Raw genomic sequence first — 3,048 nt, 5'->3', positions numbered from 1 at the left:
TACGTATTACATCGACCGAACAACATCGGGGAAGACAGATTTTGAGAAAGATTTTGGTAAACGCATGACGGCACCCCGCTTTTCATCCGACAAAACCATTTCGCTAACGTTGCTGGTGGATGTGGCTTCCGCCGAACTATTTGCCGACAATGGACTGAGTGTTATGACCGCCGTCTTTTTCCCTGATCAACCACTGACCAAATTATCCGTTAAATCGGCGACTGGTACGTCGATCGGTAAGCTGACATTCACAAAGCTGACACCTTCGGTTCAGTAAGCATTTTCTTTTTAATGGAACACAACAGCCCACAACAGCCACGCTGCGTAGCGTGGCTGTTGTGTTAAGGACCTATTCGGTTGTAAAACGTATTGATGGGACGTTCTCGAAACGGTGGTATGACTCTGAAACGATAAATTAGACTGTTAGAAATTGCGCGAAAGTTCAGAACTTTCAGGGGAAATGAAGAGCTGGATAAAAACAGACGTATGAAGAAGTTATTACCCGTTATTATTGGCTTACTAGTATCTGTTCAGAGCATGGGGCAGCTCGCTAAATCGCCTGGTGAAACTGTTACGTATCGAAATCCGGTTATTGCGGGTGATTTTGCTGATCCGTCGGTTATCCGGCTAAACGATACATATTATGCTGTGGGTACGTCGTCGGAATGGGGGCCAGCGTATCCAATTTACACGTCTAAGGATTTAGTCAACTGGGATTACGTTGGCCCTGTTTTCAATACGTTGCCAGCCTGGACAATGGGCAGTTACTGGGCGCCCGAGCTTTTTTATCGGAACGGTACGTTCTATATCTATTATACCGCCCGCCGAAAATCAGATAAGCGGTCATACATTGGCGTTGCTACCACGCGTGACCTTCGACAGGGATTTACCGATCATGGATTGCTACTTGAATGGACCTCAGAAGCCATCGATCCCTTCATTGTTGAAGACGCTGGTAAACTATACATCACCTGGAAAGCATACGGGCTGGATAAGGGAAAAGCCATTGAAATTCTTGGTGCTGAACTGGCGCCCGACGGACGTAAAGTAATTGGGAAAGAGTTTACGCTAATCACGGCCGAACGTAGTAATTGGGAGGCTGGCGGAGCGGAAGGACAGGCGATCTTTAAGCGAGGGCCGTACTTTTATATGACATACTCGGGAAATGCCTGTTGTGGGGCTGGCTGTAATTACCAGGTTGGTTTTGCCCGTTCGAAGAAATTGCAGGGACCCTGGGAAAAATACGCGGGTAATCCGGTGTTAGTGAGCGATGACAGCTGGAAATGTCCAGGGCACGGAACGCTAGTCACTACGTCGGATAATCGCTACTTTTATTTACACCATGCCTATAACGGCGTTGATTTTACATCTACCGGTCGTCAGGGTGTGCTGAGTGAACTGGTCTGGAATGAAAAGACCCAGTGGCCAGTTTTTCGATATGGCATCACAACACCGGCTCAGGCTGAATCCCCATATAGGCAACCGCAGAAACGGGATCTTGATATTGCTGTCGACTTCAGTAAAAGTAAGGATGATATACCCTGGGTTTGGGATGTGAGTTTGCCTAAGCCTGAATTTGTTGTTACGAATAATCAACTTCAACTGGCGAACGCACCGGCCACTTCGACAGGAAATTTTCTGGGGCTACTAATCAAGAAAGGAACGTATACCTTCTCGGCTGACATCAATCCTCAAGCAGACATATTACAAAGCATATGTTTGTATGGAGATGCCAGTAATACGCTGGGGTTGGGCGTGCGTAAGGGGTTGCTGGAATTGTGGCAGATTAAGGACGGTAGCCGTACGGTACTAAAGACTCATTCCATTCCTGAAAATGCAGATAGCATTCGTCTACAACTGCAAAGTCGTTTCGGTAAGTTTTACGAGTTTGGCTGGCAGACAAACGAGGGAAAAGTTCAGCTTATGACTGATACGTTACAGGATGGGGCCTATCTTCCCCGCTGGGACCGGGCGCCACGAATAGGTCTGTACGTATCTGGAGAGGGGAAAGGTCGTTCTCAGGTTCGGTCCTTTTACATAAAGTACGATTAAGCCACGATCTCGTCCGCTACAATCATCTGCGGGTTCGCATCCAGCGTGCAAATCGGGATAACAGAGAGAGAAATAATAGCGCAACCCACATCCAGAGAATATCCAGCAAAAGAAGTAAGCCTACGCCCACAATAGGGTAGGATTCCAGAATAACTTGATAGAAATGAGGAAAAATAAGTCGAAATGCAACGGGGAATAACACTACACCCAGTATCAGAACGATAGCTATCAACTTCTTCATGCTAGTTCATAGTGCTTATTTATTTTTATTCGTTACACTATGGTGCTGATGTGGCTGTGCAGTATAAGTGTAAATAGTAAAATGATATACGGAAAAACGTCTATAATGGATGCGTAACGGATTAGTATTCAGTTATCAGTAACAATAAAGTACAGCTGTACAGTAGCGGGTAGAGGGAAGCAACCATTTATTGTTTAATAATTTATGCCATTCAATACGGTGCATAGGGCTGTATTACCAGTTTTTGCTCTTATTCTGATTCTAATCAGCTCAACGTCTGCTCAGAAATTACCGCAAAATATTCCGCTGATACGTAGTGAAAATTTACTCTACGTGAAAGCATATATTAACGGACGTGGGCCTTTTACGTTTATGCTGGATTTGGGTTCCGCAACAACAGCACGTATCGACAATCGACTGGCTAAGGAGCTTGGGCTGAACGTAGTCGGATTTGAAGAGAACTCGGTTGGGACAACCGTAAAACGAGAATTTTTAGTAGGTGTCGACAAGTTTAGTCTCGGGCAAATCACCCATTCCAAACTTAAGCTGGTTGTTCAGGATTTCAACCTAAAGCCAAAGCAGGTTCTGGTGAATGGCATAATAGGGCGCGATTTTTTTTATAACTATCTGCTGACGATCGATGGGCCAAACCGCCAGCTGATTATAGCCCAGGATAGGTTGGACGCACGGGCGAAAGGCGTTCTTGCTTATACGAAAGCGTTTCTTGTTTTGGGTAAAGTTGGCCCCACTGACAG

General features: G+C 45.7%; 4 protein-coding genes. 3 read left to right on the top strand and 1 reads right to left on the bottom strand.

Features of this window, described 5'->3' with window-relative positions:
- Both ACOJS8_RS18860 and ACOJS8_RS18855 read left to right on the top strand, forming a co-directional pair.
- Window positions 1–277 (top strand): GH32 C-terminal domain-containing protein (locus ACOJS8_RS18860; RefSeq protein ID WP_420150097.1); only part of this gene is annotated, 277 nt, incomplete at its 5' end.
- A gap of 209 nt (window positions 278–486) precedes the next feature.
- Window positions 487–2,052 (top strand): glycoside hydrolase family 43 protein, encoded by a 1,566-nt coding sequence (locus ACOJS8_RS18855; protein WP_420150096.1) that lies wholly within the window; start codon window positions 487–489, stop codon window positions 2,050–2,052.
- A gap of 22 nt (window positions 2,053–2,074) precedes the next feature.
- Here ACOJS8_RS18855 and ACOJS8_RS18850 read toward each other — a convergent pair whose 3' ends face one another.
- Window positions 2,075–2,293, bottom strand: a complete 219-nt coding sequence (locus ACOJS8_RS18850; RefSeq protein ID WP_420150095.1) for a hypothetical protein — start codon at window positions 2,291–2,293, stop codon at window positions 2,075–2,077.
- A 204-nt stretch (window positions 2,294–2,497) separates the two neighbouring features.
- On the opposite strand from ACOJS8_RS18850, the gene ACOJS8_RS18845 reads away from it, so the two are divergent.
- A partial coding sequence (locus ACOJS8_RS18845; RefSeq protein ID WP_420150094.1) for a retropepsin-like aspartic protease occupies window positions 2,498–3,048 on the top strand: 551 nt, incomplete at its 3' end.

The sequence above is a fragment of the Spirosoma sp. genome (assembly GCF_048594605.1).
GTDB lineage: Bacteria > Bacteroidota > Bacteroidia > Cytophagales > Spirosomataceae > Spirosoma.
The sequence above is the reverse complement of the archived record's forward strand: the minus strand, read 5'-3'. Positions and strand labels throughout refer to the sequence as shown.

Coding starts and splice junctions, on each gene's coding strand:
- ACOJS8_RS18855 (WP_420150096.1), top strand. CDS start 487: ATGAAGAAGTTATTACCCGTTATTATTGGCTTACTAGTATCTGTTCAG.
- ACOJS8_RS18850 (WP_420150095.1), bottom strand. CDS start 2,293: ATGAAGAAGTTGATAGCTATCGTTCTGATACTGGGTGTAGTGTTATTC.